The sequence below is a fragment of the Mycolicibacterium holsaticum DSM 44478 = JCM 12374 genome (assembly GCF_019645835.1).
Lineage (GTDB): Bacteria > Actinomycetota > Actinomycetes > Mycobacteriales > Mycobacteriaceae > Mycobacterium > Mycobacterium holsaticum.
In genome coordinates this window covers 3,794,940-3,810,219 of sequence record NZ_CP080998.1, presented here as the reverse complement: position 1 = coordinate 3,810,219, position 15,280 = coordinate 3,794,940, and the positions used below count along the sequence as shown (strand labels likewise).

At 68.0% G+C, this 15,280-nt stretch carries 14 protein-coding genes and 1 pseudogene; 1 reads left to right on the top strand and 14 read right to left on the bottom strand.

All coding sequences use genetic code 11. The features are described from left to right. Window positions 1–86: 86 nt before the first annotated feature. The 11 genes from K3U96_RS18510 to K3U96_RS18460 form a co-directional block, all read right to left on the bottom strand. Window positions 87–449, bottom strand: a complete 363-nt coding sequence (locus K3U96_RS18510) for a DUF6285 domain-containing protein (RefSeq protein WP_069403559.1) — start codon at window positions 447–449, stop codon at window positions 87–89. After that, complete coding sequence (locus tag K3U96_RS18505; protein WP_220690679.1) at window positions 446–1,417, bottom strand: phosphotransferase family protein; 972 nt, start codon at window positions 1,415–1,417, stop codon at window positions 446–448. The genes K3U96_RS18510 and K3U96_RS18505 overlap by 4 nt, the downstream gene beginning before the upstream one ends. Further along, on the bottom strand, window positions 1,414–2,652 hold the full coding sequence (locus tag K3U96_RS18500) for an acyl-CoA dehydrogenase family protein (protein WP_220690678.1): 1,239 nt from the start codon (window positions 2,650–2,652) through the stop codon (window positions 1,414–1,416). Before K3U96_RS18500 ends, K3U96_RS18505 begins: the two co-directional genes overlap by 4 nt. Window positions 2,653–2,732: 80 nt before the next feature. Further along, a complete protein-coding gene (locus K3U96_RS18495) occupies window positions 2,733–3,353 on the bottom strand; it encodes a TetR/AcrR family transcriptional regulator (RefSeq protein ID WP_230982194.1) in 621 nt (206 codons plus the stop codon). Window positions 3,354–3,360: 7 nt separating this feature from the next. Next, window positions 3,361–4,266, bottom strand: a complete 906-nt coding sequence (locus K3U96_RS18490; RefSeq protein ID WP_069403556.1) for a hydroxymethylglutaryl-CoA lyase — start codon at window positions 4,264–4,266, stop codon at window positions 3,361–3,363. Next, window positions 4,263–5,468, bottom strand: a complete 1,206-nt coding sequence (locus K3U96_RS18485) for a CaiB/BaiF CoA transferase family protein (protein ID WP_220690676.1) — start codon at window positions 5,466–5,468, stop codon at window positions 4,263–4,265. Before K3U96_RS18485 ends, K3U96_RS18490 begins: the two co-directional genes overlap by 4 nt. Next, the gene (locus K3U96_RS18480) at window positions 5,465–6,646 is read right to left on the bottom strand and encodes an alpha/beta hydrolase family protein (protein WP_069403554.1); all 1,182 of its coding nucleotides are present in this window, start codon (window positions 6,644–6,646) and stop codon (window positions 5,465–5,467) included. Before K3U96_RS18480 ends, K3U96_RS18485 begins: the two co-directional genes overlap by 4 nt. A 31-nt stretch (window positions 6,647–6,677) precedes the next feature. Continuing rightward, window positions 6,678–7,790, bottom strand: a complete 1,113-nt coding sequence (locus tag K3U96_RS18475; RefSeq protein ID WP_220690675.1) for a homogentisate 1,2-dioxygenase — start codon at window positions 7,788–7,790, stop codon at window positions 6,678–6,680. A 65-nt stretch (window positions 7,791–7,855) separates the two neighbouring features. Next, the gene (locus K3U96_RS18470; protein WP_220690674.1) at window positions 7,856–8,245 is read right to left on the bottom strand and encodes a nitroreductase/quinone reductase family protein; all 390 of its coding nucleotides are present in this window, start codon (window positions 8,243–8,245) and stop codon (window positions 7,856–7,858) included. Window positions 8,246–8,258: 13 nt separating this feature from the next. Then, window positions 8,259–9,422 carry an acyl-CoA dehydrogenase family protein gene (locus tag K3U96_RS18465; RefSeq protein ID WP_069403551.1) on the bottom strand — a complete coding sequence of 388 codons (1,164 nt, stop codon included), beginning with the start codon at window positions 9,420–9,422 and terminating at the stop codon, window positions 8,259–8,261. A gap of 118 nt (window positions 9,423–9,540) precedes the next feature. Further along, window positions 9,541–10,098: a TetR/AcrR family transcriptional regulator gene (locus K3U96_RS18460; RefSeq protein ID WP_220690673.1), complete on the bottom strand. Its 558-nt coding sequence runs from the start codon at window positions 10,096–10,098 to the stop codon at window positions 9,541–9,543. A gap of 306 nt (window positions 10,099–10,404) precedes the next feature. On the opposite strand from K3U96_RS18460, the gene K3U96_RS18455 reads away from it, so the two are divergent. Then, window positions 10,405–11,382 (top strand): esterase family protein, encoded by a 978-nt coding sequence (locus K3U96_RS18455; protein ID WP_069403549.1) that lies wholly within the window; start codon window positions 10,405–10,407, stop codon window positions 11,380–11,382. Window positions 11,383–11,483: 101 nt separating this feature from the next. On the opposite strand, the pseudogene K3U96_RS18450 reads toward K3U96_RS18455, so the two are convergent. From K3U96_RS18450 to K3U96_RS18440, 3 genes and pseudogenes are all read right to left on the bottom strand, one after another. Continuing rightward, a pseudogene (locus tag K3U96_RS18450) lies at window positions 11,484–12,483 on the bottom strand (oxidoreductase). Window positions 12,484–12,514: 31 nt separating this feature from the next. Continuing rightward, the gene (locus K3U96_RS18445) at window positions 12,515–13,729 is read right to left on the bottom strand and encodes an acyl-CoA dehydrogenase family protein (protein WP_069403547.1); all 1,215 of its coding nucleotides are present in this window, start codon (window positions 13,727–13,729) and stop codon (window positions 12,515–12,517) included. 44 nt (window positions 13,730–13,773) lie between these two features. Continuing rightward, window positions 13,774–15,165, bottom strand: a complete 1,392-nt coding sequence (locus K3U96_RS18440) for an acyl-CoA dehydrogenase family protein (RefSeq protein WP_220690672.1) — start codon at window positions 15,163–15,165, stop codon at window positions 13,774–13,776. Window positions 15,166–15,280: the final 115 nt, after the last annotated feature.

Here is a 15,280-nt window from a genome sequence, read left to right as displayed (position 1 = left end):
ACGCCTACAAGGCCGGGTCCGCATCCGGCGGCTTTGAGGGATTTGTGTGCGTTTAGGCGCGCTCATCGCTCCTTGACGCACACAAATCACCCGTCGGCGTAGCCGGGATGCGCGGCGTCGAGGCGGTGGCGGACCAGGGTGCGCAGCACCGGCAGCACTTCCTCGGCGCGGCCGTCCAACTCGCCGGCGCGGATCGCGGCGGCCAGCTGCGGTTCGTCTTGGTATCCCAGTCCGGCCAGCGCGGCGGTGACTTCGCCGGCGGAGGTGTCGAGCAGTTCGCGTTCGACGATGCGCAGCACATTGGCCGCCACCCGGGCGTGGAAGTTGAGCTGGGCGGCGTCGGGCAGCGCACTGTCCGGACCGGTGGCGCCGCGCACGTCGTTCTCCAGGAACCCGGCTACGGCGGCGACGAGTTCGGCCGCGGTCGGCCGGCCGTACAGCCAATTCATCGCGGGCCACCGCCTTCCAGCAGATCGAGGACATCCCATTCGGTTTCGCTGACCCGACGTCCGATCGCGGCGAGCTCCACCGACTCCGTCATCCCCGACAGGTGGCGTTCGGCCTGGTAGCGGCAGATGACGCCCCAGCGCAGGGTGGCCACGGTCAGCCACCACCGGAACGTGTCCCGGTCCAGCGTCACCCCCGCTGCCGACTCGTAGGCGCACAGCAGGCTCTCCACACTGCCCAGGCCGCCGGCGCCGCGTTCCTCGGGGGCGCCGAAGCGCCACGCCCGGATGCAGAACCAGGCCAGGTCCTCGTAAATCTCGCCGACGTGCACGAGTTCCCAGTCCAGCACCGCGGCCAGCCCGTCGTCGTCGACGATCAGGTTGCCCATCCGGAAGTCACCGTGCACCAACACCTGTGGCGTCGGTGCGGGCCGGTTGCGCTCCAGCCATCGAAACGCCCACTCGAATGTCGCTGTGGTGTCGCCCATCTCGTCGAGGCGGTCGCGCCACTCGGAGAGTTGGTCCGACGGCGGCACGCCGATGTCCTGGTAGTCGGCGCGGTGGATCGCGGCCAGTGCGTGGGCGCACTGGTTCAGCAGCCGCTCGCGTCCGGCGTCGTCCAGAGTGCGGTAGATCCTGCGCACGATCGTCTCGCCGCCGATGGCGTCGCAGATCAGGTAGGGATTGCCCAGCCCCGCAGCGGAGTTGTCGGCGGCCAGAATGTGCGGCACCGGCGCTCCCGCGGCCGCGGCCCGCTGTTGAACAGCGGCTTCCAACTCCATGCTGGCGTGCACGTCATCGGGTGGTCCGGTGCGCAGGATCAGGGCCCGGCGGCGGTCGGTGACCGCGTCGAACGCCCATGTCGTGCGGCTGGCTCCGCCGGTCAGCGGGTGCAGGTTCTCGACGACGACGCCGGTGCCGAGCACCGGCGCGAGCACCTCGGCCAGTGCGCCGGCCAGCTTCGCGCTCAACGCTTACCGAATCCGAACAGCCGCTGGGCAACCCGGCGGATCTGGATCTCCTCGGCGCCCTCGGTGATGCGGTAGCGGCGATGATGCCGGTAGATGTGTTCGAACGGCTCGTGCCTGCTGTAACCGACGCCGCCGAACACCTGCATCGCACGGTCGGCGGCCTCGCACACCAGCCGGTTGGCGCGGTAGTTGGCCATCGACACCTTGTCGGACACCTCCATGTGGTGGTTGCGGTCCAACTCGGTGGCGGCGTAGCGGACCAGCAGCCGCACCATCTGCGCCTCGGTCTGCAGCTCGACCAGCGGCCACTGCACCGCCTGGTTCACCGAAAGCGGTTTGCCGAAGACCTTGCGCTCGCTGGCGTAGGCCACCGCCCGGTCGATGCAGTACTGGGCGGCGCCCAGGCTGCTGGCGGCCTGCCGAATCCTGTTCTCGTGCAAGAACGTCTGACCGACTTCCAGTCCCCGGTCCACCTCGCCGAGTACGGCGTCGCCGGGCACGCGGACATCCTTGAGCTCGACCTCGCCGTGGTCGGTCGGCATGTTGAACGTCCACCAGTAGTACGGCACGGTGAAGCCCGGTGTGTCGGTCGGGACGAGGAACGCCGTGATGCCGCGCCCCTGACCGTCTTCACCCGAGGTGCGGGCGAACACCAGGTCGTGGGTGGCGCGATGGACACCGGTGTTGAACCGCTTGGCGCCGTTGATGATCCAGCTGTCACCGTCGCGCACCGCGCGGGTTTCCATCCAGGTGGCGTCCGAGCCGTGGTTCGGCTCGGTGAGCCCGAACGCCATCGACCGCTCACCGGTGATCAATGCGTCGGTCCAGTCCCTCTTCTGGTCCTCGGTGCCGAACCGATCCATCATGATGACCTGCGGGAAGTTGCCGACGATCGACGACTCGTCCTGTAGGTCGTTGTGCAGCCCAAGCCCCTTGTGCGCCAGATGTTCCCGGATCACCGCCATGTCCAGATTGGTGCCGTCGCGGCCGCCGAACTGCGAGGGCAGGCCGTAGCGCAACCAGCCGGCCTTGTCGGCGCGGCGCCGCATCTCAGAAAGCAGGTCCTCCCACTCGCGCCTGGGGATGCCGCCGTTGTCCCAGTCGGTGCGCGCGTGCTCGCGGCGATGGTCGAAGTACTGGATGTGCTCGCGTTCCAGCGGCTTGATCTCGGCCTCGATGAACGCATCCATCTCGTCGAGCAGCGTCTGAAGGTGGTGGGGGAGGGTGAAATCCACGATGATTCCTTTCCGGTATCTCGTCGAGCGCGCGGTTGTTCACGGGTCTACCCGCGGACCGCGCGCTGGGCAGCCTTGAGCTAGGTGCCATACAGCGTCTTCTTCCAGATCTTCGACAGGGTGGCGATCGCGTCCTCGTCGCCGATCTCGAGGTCCAGACCCGATGTGCCGACGAAGACGGTGGTGAAGTTCTCGAACAGCAGCGCGATGGCCGCGGCGGTGTGTTCGGGGTTGAGGTCCTCGCCGTAGCCCTGCGTTTGGGCGCGCCGCACGGAGGCGGCGACGATGTCCATCCCGAGCCGGCGAAACTCGTTCTGCACGACGGCGAACCGCGGCTGGGTGGCGGCCAGCTGGGCCACCGCGATCATGATGCCGATGTTCTGCTTGAACATGTTCCAGTAGCCGGTCACCACGGAGCGGAAGAACGCGTCGTCATCCGGTGATTCGGGCAGCGCCAGGGTGGACCCCGACGGGGCCACCACGTCATGCAGGAAAGACTCGGCCAGCGTGGCCAACAGGTCTTCCTTGTCGGTGAAGTAGCGGTAGAACACCGCCGGTGACTTGCCTGCCGCCGACGTGATATCGCTCAGCGTCGTGCCGTGAAACCCGCGTTCGGCGAACAACTTCCGGGCCGCCAGCTCGATGGCCTCGCGCGTCTGGCGGCCCTTGGCGCTGAGCGTGGCAGACGGTCCCGTGGGCACGTCGGCCTCAGCCCAGTATCCGGTCGCCGGCGCGCAGCAGGGAGCTGGGCAGCTCATGGCCGACGACGCGCTGCGCCACACCCGCGGCGGCGATCGCGGCCGGCAGGTCGATGTCGACGTGGATCCCGCTGTCGCGCAACAGGTACACCAGATCCTCGGTGGCGATGTTCCCGCTCGCGCCAGGGGCGAAGGGGCAGCCGCCGAGCCCGCCGGAGGACGCGTCGAGCCTGCTCACCCCGGCGCTGACGGCGGCGTACGCGCTGGCCAGCCCGGCGCCGCGGGTGTTGTGGAAGTGCGCGCCGAGGGGGCGGTCACCGACCAGGGGGCGGATCCGGTCGATGAGCTCGCTGACCCGCCGCGGGGTGGTGGTGCCGATGGTGTCGGCGATCGCAAGCCGATCCACCCCGGCTTCGCCGGCCGCGCTGACGATGTCGACGACGCGCTGCGGCGGGGTCGGACCGTCGAACGGGCAGTCCCACGCGGTGGCGATGATGACCTCGACGGACACCGCGCTGTCGTGGGCGATCGCGACGATCTCCGAAATCTGCGCGGTGGCCTCGGCCGTACTGCGTCCGACGTTGGCGCGGCTGTGCCCGTCGGCAGCTGACACCACGTATTCGATGGACGACAGCCCGGCCGCGATCGCCCGCTTGGCGCCGTTGGGGCTGGCGACCAGGGCGGAGAACTCGATGCCGGGGAAGTTGTGCAACTCCGCGGCGAGTTCGGCCGCATCCGCCAGCGCGGGGACTTTGGTCGGCGACACGAACGCCGTGGCCTCCATTTCCCGGACACCGGTCGCTGCCACGGCGGCCAGCAGTTCGAGCTTGGCCGCCAACGGAATCGGTGCTTCGATTTGCAGGCCGTCGCGCAGTGAGACGTCGCGGATGTCGACATGTGCAGGTAGCTTGCTCACAGCACTCCTTCCGACCGCAGCGCGTCGAGTTCGTCGGCGGACTTACCCAGCAGGCCGCGGTAGATCTCGTCGTTGTGCTGACCGGGGGCGGCCGGGCCGGCGCTGCGCACGGTGCCCGGGGTCTGCGACAGCACCGGCACCACGCCGGGCCCCAGCACGGAACGCTCGACCCGTTCGTCCCAGTGCTCGACCAGCATTCCGCGCGCCCGCAGCTGCGGGTCCTCGACAACCTCGGCGACGGTGTTGATGGGTCCGGCGATCACCCCTGCCGCGCTGAGGGTTTCGATGATGTCCTGGGGTGCTCTGTCCGCCGCCCAGTCGCCGATGATCTTGTCCAGCTCGTCCTGGTTGCGGCCGCGGGCCCCGTGGTCGGCGAACCGGTCGTCGGTGGCCAGTTCGGGACGGCCCATCGCCGCGCACAGCCGGCGGAACACGGTGTCCTGGTTCGCGGCAATCACGACCCAGCTGCCGTCGGCGCTGCGGTAGATGTTCGACGGCGCGATGCCCTCCAGCCGGGTCCCCGACGGGCCACGCACCACGCCGCCGACGTCGTAGTCGGGGATGGTGGATTCCTGAACGGCCAGACACGCCTCGGTCAGCGCGGCATCGACGACCTGGCCTTCGCCGGTGACCGAGCGGCGGTACAGCGCGGCCAGCGCGCCCTGCGCGGCGAACATGCCCGCCAGGCTGTCACCGAGCGAGAGCGCCAGCCGCGGCGGCGGACCGCCGGGAAAGCCGTTCATGTGCCGCAGGCCGCTGGCCGCCTCGGCCACCGAGGCGTAGCCGGCCTTGTGGGCTTCGGGACCGGTCTGCCCGTAGCCGGAGACGCGGACCAGGATGATGCCGCGGTTACGTTCGCGCAGGACGTCGTAGCCGAGGTCCCACTTCTCCAGCGTGCCGGGCCGGAAATTCTCCACGATGACGTCGGAGCGCTCGACCAGGTCGAGAAACAGCGCCCGGCCGGCCGGCACCCGCAGGTTCAGCGTCACCGCTTTCTTGTTGCGCGCGTGCACCGTCCAGAAGAAGTGGTGCCCGTCGAGCTCGGCCTGTCCCCAGGTGCGCAGTGGGTCCGGCGCGCCCGGCGGTTCGATTTTGACCACCTCGGCGCCCATGTCGCCGAGCAGGCGCCCGGCGAACGGCCCGGAGATCAGCGTGCCGACCTCGATGACGCGGATGCCGTACAGCGGACCAGTCACGCTCATAGCGAGAAGCCGTGCCTGTGCAGCCAGTCGGTCACGACGCCGACCGCCTCGCGCAGCTTGTCGCGCTGGTCGGCGCCGGCGTAGTAGTGGTTCGCGCCCGGGATCTCGTGCATCTCCTTGTCATGATGCCCGATCGCCTCGTAGAGCCTGTGGGTGTGGCTCGGTGTGCAGGCGTCGTCGGCGAGGTTGCCGATGACCAGCGTCGGCACCGCGACGTCGGGCCCGCACTGCACGGCGTCGCCGTTGGCGTCGTCGTAGCTCCACTGCGACAGCCAGCTGCGCAGGGTGCAGAACCGGGCCAGGCCGACGGGGGAGTTGTTCACCACCTGCGGGTCACCCAGGTAGCAGGTTCCGGGTTTGCGTTCGTTGGGGTCGACGGCCGGGTCCAGCCAGCGCGGGTCTGCCATGGTGCCGTGCACGACGAACGCGAACTCGTCATCGGGCCGCCCGGCCGCCTTGAGCTCGGCGAGTTTTTCTTTGACCCACTTGGTGATTCGACGGTTGCGGTCGATCTGCGCCTGCCGGTAGCGGGCCAGGAACTCCTCGGTGTAGGGCGGTTGGTTCGGGTTGTCCGGGTTGTACAGGTCCAGTTCTGGATCGCGCTTGGATGGATCGGACTCGTCGAGGATCGACGCGTCGAGCCACTCGGTCATGGTGCCGTGGCGGCTGATATGGGCGGCCAGCAGCATCAGCCCGTCGGCGGGGATCAGGCCGAGCTTCGTCAGGTCAGGACCGTCACCTGACGGGCTGGCCGTCACCGTGGGGTGCTGGGCCTGCTGCTGGTAGAAAACCGACAGCGAACCGCCGCCGCTCCAGCCGGCCAGCACCACCTTCTCGTAGCCCAGCCGGTTCTTGGCATCCTTGATGCACTCGCCGAGGTCCTCGATGACCTTTTCCATCAGCAGCGCCGAGTCGGTGCCGCGGAACCGGCTGTTGCAGTAGATGACGTGGTGACCGGCGCGAGCCAACGCGTTCATCATCGGCAGGTACGCGCCGCCGCCGATCGGGTGCATGAACACCAGCACGGTGTCGGAAGGCTTGTCCTTGGGTCGCAGCAGGTGGCTTTCCAGCACCACCAGCTCCGCCACACCACCGTAGACGTCACGTACACCCGAAGTGTTCTGGTAGGCAACGAGATAGGGGATGCGGTCATACTCGTGCTTCACGGCGGTCGTCATCAGTGCCCTCGCTTCTTCGCGCAAGCGCTCATCAGTGCTGCCCGAGGTCGTTGGCGAGAACTTCGGCCGACGGGACCAGCCGGCGCCTGGTATCCACGGCGATCACCGACCAGTCCACCCTGTCGTAGTCGTCGAACTTGCGCCGCGCGCGTTCGCGGGCCTTCTCTGGCGCGCCGTGGTGAACACCTTGTGGCGCATGCGAAATCAGCCCCGGCGGCATCGGGGTACCGTACAGCGACCCGCCGTGGAAGAACGCGATCTCGTCGTAGTCGACGTTGCGGTGATACCACGGCGTGCGTTCGGTGCCTGGCACGCTCTCGGCCGGTTTGGGCAGGAAGTTCATCACGTAGACACCGGTGGCCTCCATGAACAGATGCACGGTCGGCGGCAGGTGCACGCTGTCGGAGGTGACCACGTTGTAGTCCTCGATGTTGAAGGTGAACGCGAAGTTGTCACCGCGCCACCCTTCGACGTCGATCGGATGATGTTGGTAGAAAAGCGATGTCGGGCCGCCGGGAACTGACGGGTGGATCAGCCGAACCTCGTACTGGCCGTCGACCGTCGGGCCGGCCCCGTCGTCCATCGGCGCGGGCTCGGGGAGAGTGGCCTGGGATGGGTCGAACGGAAAGTGACGTCCGAGCTGACCCGGTGGCGGGACGCGGAATTCGTCGGTGGCCTCCACCATCAGCATGGTGGTCTCGGCGTCGGGGACGTGCCGCCATGTGCACGCCTTGGGCAGATACACCCAGTCGCCGCTGCGATAGGCCAGCGGCCCGAACTCGGTCTCCAGCAGCCCGCTTCCGGCGTGCACGAAGCACAGCAGATCGCCGTCGACGTGGCGGGTGTAGAACGGCATGGCCTCGGCGCGCCGGCTCAGCGAGACCCGGCAGTCGGGGTTGGAGAACAACAGCAGCGGCCCGCCCGCCGCGTCGGTGGCGTCGCTGGGTTTGAGCTCGCTGGACAGCACGTCGAGGGGTCGCAGCGGCCCGTTGCTGCGGTAGGCGGTGGGATCGTTGCGGCGATACATGTTCGCCGTGCGGCCGGTGAACCCGCCACGGCCGAGCTCGTCGTCCTTCAGCCCGTCCAGGTCGGCGTGCAACCGCCGCGGTGTTCGGCCTTTGCGCAGGTGGACGAATGATTCCATGGCGACTCCCTCGACGTGGACCGAATAGAACTAAAACTGACTTTAGTTTTACTTCTGGCCGTTGGTCAATCGGTCAGGTCGACGCGCACGGTGAGCAGGTTCGTGCCGAACGTGCGCACGCCCATGCTGTTGAACTGGGGCAGCGACCGCAGCCGCTCATGCGGGTCGTCGTCGGGCATCAGGTGCGCAACGCCGTTGTGCCAGCGGCCATTCAGCCGCACCCGCACGTTGGGGTTGGCTTTGATGTTGCGGATGTAGTGCGACTTCTCGCCGAACTCCGAGACGAACCAGAACTCGTCGCCGACCCGACTGCCGCCCAACGGGGTGCGCCGCGGCTCACCGGTCTTGCGTCCGGTGGTCTCCAGCATGGTTTGGAAGGGCAGCAGTCGGGTCAACCGGTTGGCGACGTTCTTCTGGAACAGTTTGGTGATCCGGTCGCGTAGGTCATCAGACATGGCTTTCCTTCGTTTAGACCATTGCGGTGCGTGACACTTTCATACCAAGTCTGAGGGCCCCGGCGAGTTCGCGGCTGGTGTCATAGTCGAACACCACGTGTCCAGCGATCACGTCGACGTCGCGACGGATGCGCTGCAGCGGGTTGTCGACGAAGTGGGCGCTGGCGCCCGACGCCTCCAGGAGCAGGCCGACCACCGCCCGCGATTCGGCCACGATGTGCGCGGCGGCCAGGCGCGCCGCTGCCCGCTTCGGTCGCGCGATCTCGTCGCCGGCGGCGACGGCGGCCTGGATCTCGCCGACCGTGTCGGCCAGCAGCGCGCGCAGTGCGCGCAACCGCACCTCGGCCTCGGCGAGGCGGGCCTGCGCGATCGGCTTGTCCTTCTGCACCAGGCCCTCGTAGGCCAACACGCGTTCCGACAGCCGCGCGGCGTAGATCTCGGCGGCACGTTCGGCGCTGCCCAGTGCGGGCATCGCCGCCAGCAGGGCCAGCGCGGGCACCATGGGCCACCGGTAGGTGTCGGCGTCGTGCAGGGCGGCGCCGGGTGCGGTGCCGGTGTAGATGTCGACCACCCGCACGAGGCGGTGCTCGGGCACGAACGCGTCGGCGATCAGAACGTCATTGGAGCCGGTGGCGCGCATGCCGTCGGTGTGCCAGACGTCCTCGATGGTCACCGCATCGATGGGCAGCAGCGCCAGCGCGGGATAGATCGCGTCGTCGGGTCCGCACAGTGCGCCGACGATGATCCAGTTGCCGTCCATCACGCCTGTCGCCCACGACCATCGGCCGGTCAGGCGCACGCCCCCTGGCGCGGGCACGCCGCGTCCGGTGGGGGCCAGGGGAGCGGGCGCCAGGAACGGGCGCGTCGCGAAGGCCTCCTGTTGCGCGCGCTCGTCGAACAGCGCCAGCATCCAGTTGTGCAGGGCGTAGAAGCCGATCGTCCACGCGCTCGAGGCGCATCCGTGCGCCATCCGCCGGACCGGGTCCAGGATCGACGGAAACGCCGCTTGTTCGCCGCCGAAGCGCGCGGGCACCAGCAACTCGGTGAATCCCGACGAGGTGAACTCGCTGACCGTCTGCGCGGGCAGCCGCCGCAGCCGCTCGGCCTCCCCGGCGCGGTCGGCGAGTTTGGCGACGAAGTCGCTGGTGATGGCGTCGGCGGCGGAAACCGGTGGCATGCCGCCGGACGCTACCATACTTTTTTGTATGGTCAGTCAGGGTCCTCGGCGCGAACGTTCCTTACCACTCGAAGATCGCCCAGATTCCGCGCGGAAGGAACGTTCGACCGAACGCGGGTCAACTCCGCAACATGATTTCGAGGAACCGTTCCCGCTGGTCGGCGGCCCGGGGGCTGGGCTGGCGACCGGACAGGTGCAGAAACCCGATACCGGCGGCGAAGGTGGCGTTGGCGCGCAGGTCGGCTTCTTCGGGATCGAACCCGTAGTCGAGAAACGCCTGGCGCACCGCGTCCACCACACGCTGATCAGATGCGCGCACACTGGCCGCCACCGCCGGGTCGGTGCGGGCCCACTCCCGCATGGCCCGCTCCAGCGTCCAGTGCCGCGCTGTCAGCAGTGACGTCATCATTTGCGAGAGCCGTGCCCGCGGCGGCATGTCGCCGGCCTCGGCGAAGAACCGGCGGTCCTCGTCGCGCAACTCGCCCCACGCTTGCACCAGCGCTGCGCGATAGCTGGCCATATCCGCGAAATGCCAGTAGAAGCTGCCTTTCGTGGCCCCGACACGCTCGCACAACCGGTCCAGCTTCAGCGCCTTGATCCCTTCTTCGGCCAGGATCGTGTAGCCGGTCTCGATCCAGCTGTCCACCGACAGCCGCGGCGCGCGCTCCTTTGCCATGAAGCGCAGCCTACGGCCCGCACCGCAGGCTCGCGGTCACGTCGAGCACGTCCTTGCCCTCGCCGCGCGGACGGTGTCGGTTCGCGCACGAAACCGGCCGTCGCGGCCGGTCGGGCTTTATCACATCCGGGTCGCGTGTTTTACTGCACACGCGACAACTGAAGTTTCTCGGTCCGCTCGACGGCCCCGGGTCAGTCGAGCGGGCACGACGACGCAGTCAAGACATCGCTGCGCCGTCGATGGCGATCGCTCGATCGCGGGGAATGGCGTGTTAACCGGCATACCGGAAATGGATGGAATTGCAGTATGAGCTTCATTGACAAGATCCGTGGCCCCTGGGCCCGTCGATTTGCGGTGGCCGCCGTAACTGCGGCTGTGCTGCCCGGCGTGGTCGGCCTCACCGGAAACTCCGCCACCGCTGGGGCATTCTCCCGGCCGGGCTTGCCGGTCGAATATCTGATGGTGCCGTCACCATCGATGGGGCGGGACATCAAGGTCCAGTTCCAGCCCGGCGGACCGCATGCGGTGTACATGCTCGACGGTCTGCGCGCCCGCGACGACTACAACGGTTGGGACATGGAGACCCAGGCGTTCGAGTGGTACTACGACTCGGGCCTCGCGGTCGTCATGCCGGTCGGCGGGCAGTCCAGCTTCTACAGCGACTGGTACCGCCCGGCCTGCGGTAACAACGGCTGCCAGACCTACAAGTGGGAAACCTTCCTGACCAATGAGCTGCCGCAGTGGCTGTCGGCCAACCGGGGCATCTCGACCACCGGCAACGCCGCAGTCGGGCTGTCGATGTCGGGCAACTCGGCGATCATCCTCTCGGTCTACCACCCCGACCAGTTCATCTACGCCGGGGCGTTGTCGGCGTTCCTCAACCCGTCCGAGGGGCAGTGGCCGTTCCTGATCAACATGGCGATGGGCGACGCCGGTGGCTTCAAGGCCAACGACATGTGGGGCCCCACCGAAGATCCCAACAGCGCGTGGAAGCGCAACGACCCGATGGTGCAGATCCCCAAGATCGTCGCCAACGGCACCCGGCTCTGGGTGTACTGCGGTAACGGCACCCCCAACGAGCTGGGCGGCGCGAACCTGCCTGCCGAGTTCCTCGAGGGTTTGACGATCCGTACCAACATCACGTTCCGCGACAACTACATCGCCGCGGGCGGCAACAACGGCGTCTTCAACTTCCCGCCGTACGGCACCCACAGCTGGGAGTACTGGGGTCAGCAGCTGCAGGCGATGAAGCCTGACCTGCAGAGCCACCTCGGCGCCGCCTAGCAGTTCGACACGCGAAGGTCCCCGGCAGCTCGGTCTCCGAGCGCCGGGGATCTTTACGTCTGGGCCAAACCCCTGCCGATCGTCAAATTGTGCGACGGGCGTCAGAACCCGTCGGCCACCCGCACCACCGCGCGCCCGGAATACCGCCCGGCACGCACCTCGTCGAGCACACCGCCGACGTCCTTGACGTCGACATCGTGTGCGACGTCGGAGAGGTGCCGGGGCTTCAGCGGACCGGCCAGCTGCTCCCACAGCGCCCGCCGCGGCCCGATCGGCAGCTGCTACCGAGTCGATGCCCAGCAGCGCCACCCCGCGCAGGATGAAGGGCATCACGGTGGTGTTCAGCGCGGCGCCACCGGTCAACCCGCTGGCCGCGACGGCGCCGGCGTAGCTCATCGCGCTCAGCACATCGGCCAGGGTGGCACCGCCGACGCAGTCGACCGCCCCGGCCCAGCGGGCTCTGCCCAGCGGCCGCGGTTTGGCGTCCGGGTCCTCCGGTAGTCGGCCGATCACCTCGGCGGCGCCCAGCGCTTTGAGGAGGTCGGCGGCGTCGGGTTTGCCGGTCGAAGCCACCACGTGGTAGCCGGCGGCGGCCAGCAGATCGACGCTGACCGATCCGACGCCGCCCGACGCGCCCGTCACCACCACCGGCCCGTCCCCGGGTGTGACGCCGTAGCGCTGCAATGCCTGCACGCTCATCGCGGCGGTGAAACCGGCCGTCCCGATGGCGGCCCCCTCGCGTGGGCTCAATCCGCCGAGGTGGACGACCCAGCCGGCGGGCAGGCGGGCATACTCGGCGTAGCCGCCGTGGCGCCCGGTCCCGATGTCGTAGCCGTGGGCCAGCACCGCGTCGCCGACCGCGAACTCATCCGACGTCGACGCCACCACTTCGCCGGCCAGGTCGATGCCCGGCACGATCGGATAGTCGCGCACCACGCCGCCTTTCGGCGTGAGCGCCAACGCGTCCTTGTAGTTCACGCTGGAATAGAGCACCCGGACCGTCACGTCGCCGGGCGGCAAGCCCGACTCGTCCAACGTCTCGACTGCCGCCTCGATCCGATCGTCGACCTGCCGCGCGACCAGCGCCTGAAAGCTCTCCATGGCTCTCGACGCTAGTCGCCGCGCCGGGGCGCTACTTGAGTTCGGCGGACGACAGGCCCAACAGGCGGCGCGCCACCACCAGAAGCTGGATCTGCTGGGTGCCCTCGAAGATGTCCAGGATCTTGCTGTCGCGGGCCCACTTCTCCAGCAGGGTGTGCTCCGAATAGCCTGCGGTGCCTGCCAATTCGACGGCCTTGAGGGTGATATCGCTGGCGACGCGGCCAGCCTTGGCCTTGCCCATCGAGGCTTCCTTGGAGTTCGGAATGCCGTTGTCGGCCTGCCATGCCGATCGCACCATCAACAGGTAGGCGGCCTCCCAGTCCGACTCCATTCGCAGGAACTCGGCGGCCGGTGCACTCTGGGCGTGGGACGGCTTGTCGTAGGAGATCTCTACGCCCGCCTCGGTGAGAATCTTGCGGAGTTCCTCCAGCGCGGCGCGGGCGATACCGACGGCCATCGCCGCCACGACCGGGCGGGTGTTGTCGAAGGTCTCCATGACCCCGGCAAAACCCTTGTCCACGTGGATCTCCGGGCTGCCGAGCAGGTTGTCTTTGGGGATCCGCACGTTGTCGAACCGGATCACCGCGGTGTCGGAGGCCCTGATGCCCAGTTTGTCCTCGAGGCGTTCGACGGTGACACCGGGATGCTCGCGCGGAACGATGAACGACTTGATCGCCGCGCGGCCCAGCGACTTGTCCAGCGTCGCCCACACCACGATGTGGGTGGCGCGCGAACCGGCGGTGACGAAGATCTTCTCGCCGTTGATCACGTACTCGTCGCCGTCGAGGGTCGCCGTGGTCGACACCGCCGCCGAGTCCGAGCCGAAACCTGGCTCGGTGATGGCCATCGCCGCCCAGACGTCCTTGCCGAGCCGCTCCAACTGCTCGGGGGTGGCCACGCTGCTGATCGCGGCGTTGCCGAGCCCCTGGCGCGGCACCGACAGCATCAAAGCTACGTCGCCCCAACTGATCTCCATCACGTTGAGCACCGCGGACATGTTGGCGCCGTTGTTGTTGGCGGCCTTGGGTGAGTCGCCGTCACGGAACGCTTCGGCGCCGGCGAACGCGATGGTCTTGGCCTCCGAGATGCCCTCGAACAGGGTGGCCAACGTATCGAGTTCGACGGGATATTCGTGCTCGCGCAGGTCCCACTTGCGGGAGATCGGGCGCAGCATCTCGGCGGCACCCTGGTGCGCCTTCTCGATGACTGCCTCGAGTTTCTTCGGCAGTTCCAGATTGATTGCCATGGTTAGTCTTTCGTTATGAGGAATGACGGCACGGATGACTCCGGCTAGATGACGACGACGCCCTCGGCGACGCCGATCGCGCGCAGGTCGCGATACCACCGTTCGACGGGGTGTTCCTTGATGTAGCCGTGGCCGCCGAGAAGCTGCACGCCGTCGAGGCCGATCCGCATGCCTTTGTCGGTGCCGAGACGTTTGGCCAGCGCGGCCTCCCGCGCGAAGGGCAGCCCCTGATCGGCACGTGAGGCGCCGCGCCAGGTGATCAACCGCAGCCCGTCGAACTCGATCGCCATGTCGGCGCACATGAACGCCACCGCTTGGCGGTGGGCGATCGGCTCACCGAATGCGTGCCGCTCCTTGACATACGGCACCACATAGTCGAGCACCGCATGCGCGGTGCCGACCGCCAGCGCCGCCCAGCCCAGCCGCGACAGCGCGACGGCCTCCGAGTAATCCTGGTCGGTGGCACCCTCCTCGCCGAGCCTGGCCGAGAGCGGCACACGCACCCCGTCGAGGGTGACCTGGCCGAGGGCCGCGGCGCGGATCCCCATGCTGGGATCGGCGGTCACGCTGATCCCGGCAGAGGCCGACTCGACGACGAACAGTGCCGGTTTACCGTTGAGTTGTGCTGCCACGATGAATATTTCGGCGTTCGCAGCGGCGGGGACCAGTGACTTGACGCCGTCGAGGCGGTAGCCGCTCGGCGTGCGAACCGCCGTCGTCTTCAGCGCCGTCGGGTCGAAAAGCGGCTGCGGTTCGGCGATCGCCACGCAGCCCTGGGGAACGTTCTCGCCGGCGAACTCCTTGAGGTAGGTCGCCTGCTGATCGGCGCTACCCCAATGGGTGAGCGCCGACGCGACACCGGCGGGCGCCAGGATCGGCAGCGCCAACCCCATATCGCCGTAGGACAGCGCTTCGGCGACCAGCACGTTGGTGACCGCAGCCCGGTGACCGGCGATGCCCTCGAATTCCTCGGGCACGTTGATCGCGGTGATCCCGAGTTCGGCGGCCTTACCGACCAGATCCTCGGGATACGACGCCGAATCGTCGGCCTCGCGGGCCGCCGGCCGCATCACCTCGGCGGCGAACTCGTTGACCGTCTCGACGATCATCTTCTGTTCGTCGTCGGGGGTGAGGTCGAAGTAGTCCGAGCCGCTCGTCTTCAGCCGGGTGGGGCCGCTGGCGCTGCCCGACACCCGCTTGAACTGCCGGGTGGCCGCGCCCGCGGCCGAGAACGCCTGTTTGACGCCGTATTTCAGCCCGCGGTTGAGCGGGTCGCGCAACTTGTAGCGGTCGAGGAACTCCTGGCCGACCAGCGGCGTCACCAGGGCCAGACCCAGATCGGTCGCGGTGCGCTTGTGTTTGTGCAGGCCGACGGCGCTCTCCTTGCCGGTGCGCTTGGGCCGTGATCCGTTTTTCGACGGCAGGGTGTTGGTCATTGTCAACTGCCTCGCTATGGGAATTGTCGTTCGCGCTTGCCGAACTGACTCCAGAGTAAGGTATTGGAACTGACTCTTGAGTAAGATCGCTGGCTTTGTCGCGCAACTCACACCG

Bases quoted from the DNA above. Each gene is read 5' to 3' on its own strand.
- K3U96_RS18510 (WP_069403559.1), bottom strand. From the start codon at position 449: ATGAATTGGCTGTACGGCCGGCCGACCGCGGCCGAACTCGTCGCCGCC.
- K3U96_RS18485 (WP_220690676.1), bottom strand. From the start codon at position 5,468: ATGAGCGTGACTGGTCCGCTGTACGGCATCCGCGTCATCGAGGTCGGC.
- K3U96_RS18480 (WP_069403554.1), bottom strand. From the start codon at position 6,646: ATGACGACCGCCGTGAAGCACGAGTATGACCGCATCCCCTATCTCGTT.
- K3U96_RS18475 (WP_220690675.1), bottom strand. From the start codon at position 7,790: ATGGAATCATTCGTCCACCTGCGCAAAGGCCGAACACCGCGGCGGTTG.
- K3U96_RS18470 (WP_220690674.1), bottom strand. From the start codon at position 8,245: ATGTCTGATGACCTACGCGACCGGATCACCAAACTGTTCCAGAAGAAC.
- K3U96_RS18465 (WP_069403551.1), bottom strand. From the start codon at position 9,422: ATGCCACCGGTTTCCGCCGCCGACGCCATCACCAGCGACTTCGTCGCC.
- K3U96_RS18460 (WP_220690673.1), bottom strand. From the start codon at position 10,098: ATGGCAAAGGAGCGCGCGCCGCGGCTGTCGGTGGACAGCTGGATCGAG.
- K3U96_RS18455 (WP_069403549.1), top strand. From the start codon at position 10,405: ATGAGCTTCATTGACAAGATCCGTGGCCCCTGGGCCCGTCGATTTGCG.
- K3U96_RS18445 (WP_069403547.1), bottom strand. From the start codon at position 13,729: ATGGCAATCAATCTGGAACTGCCGAAGAAACTCGAGGCAGTCATCGAG.
- K3U96_RS18440 (WP_220690672.1), bottom strand. From the start codon at position 15,165: ATGACCAACACCCTGCCGTCGAAAAACGGATCACGGCCCAAGCGCACC.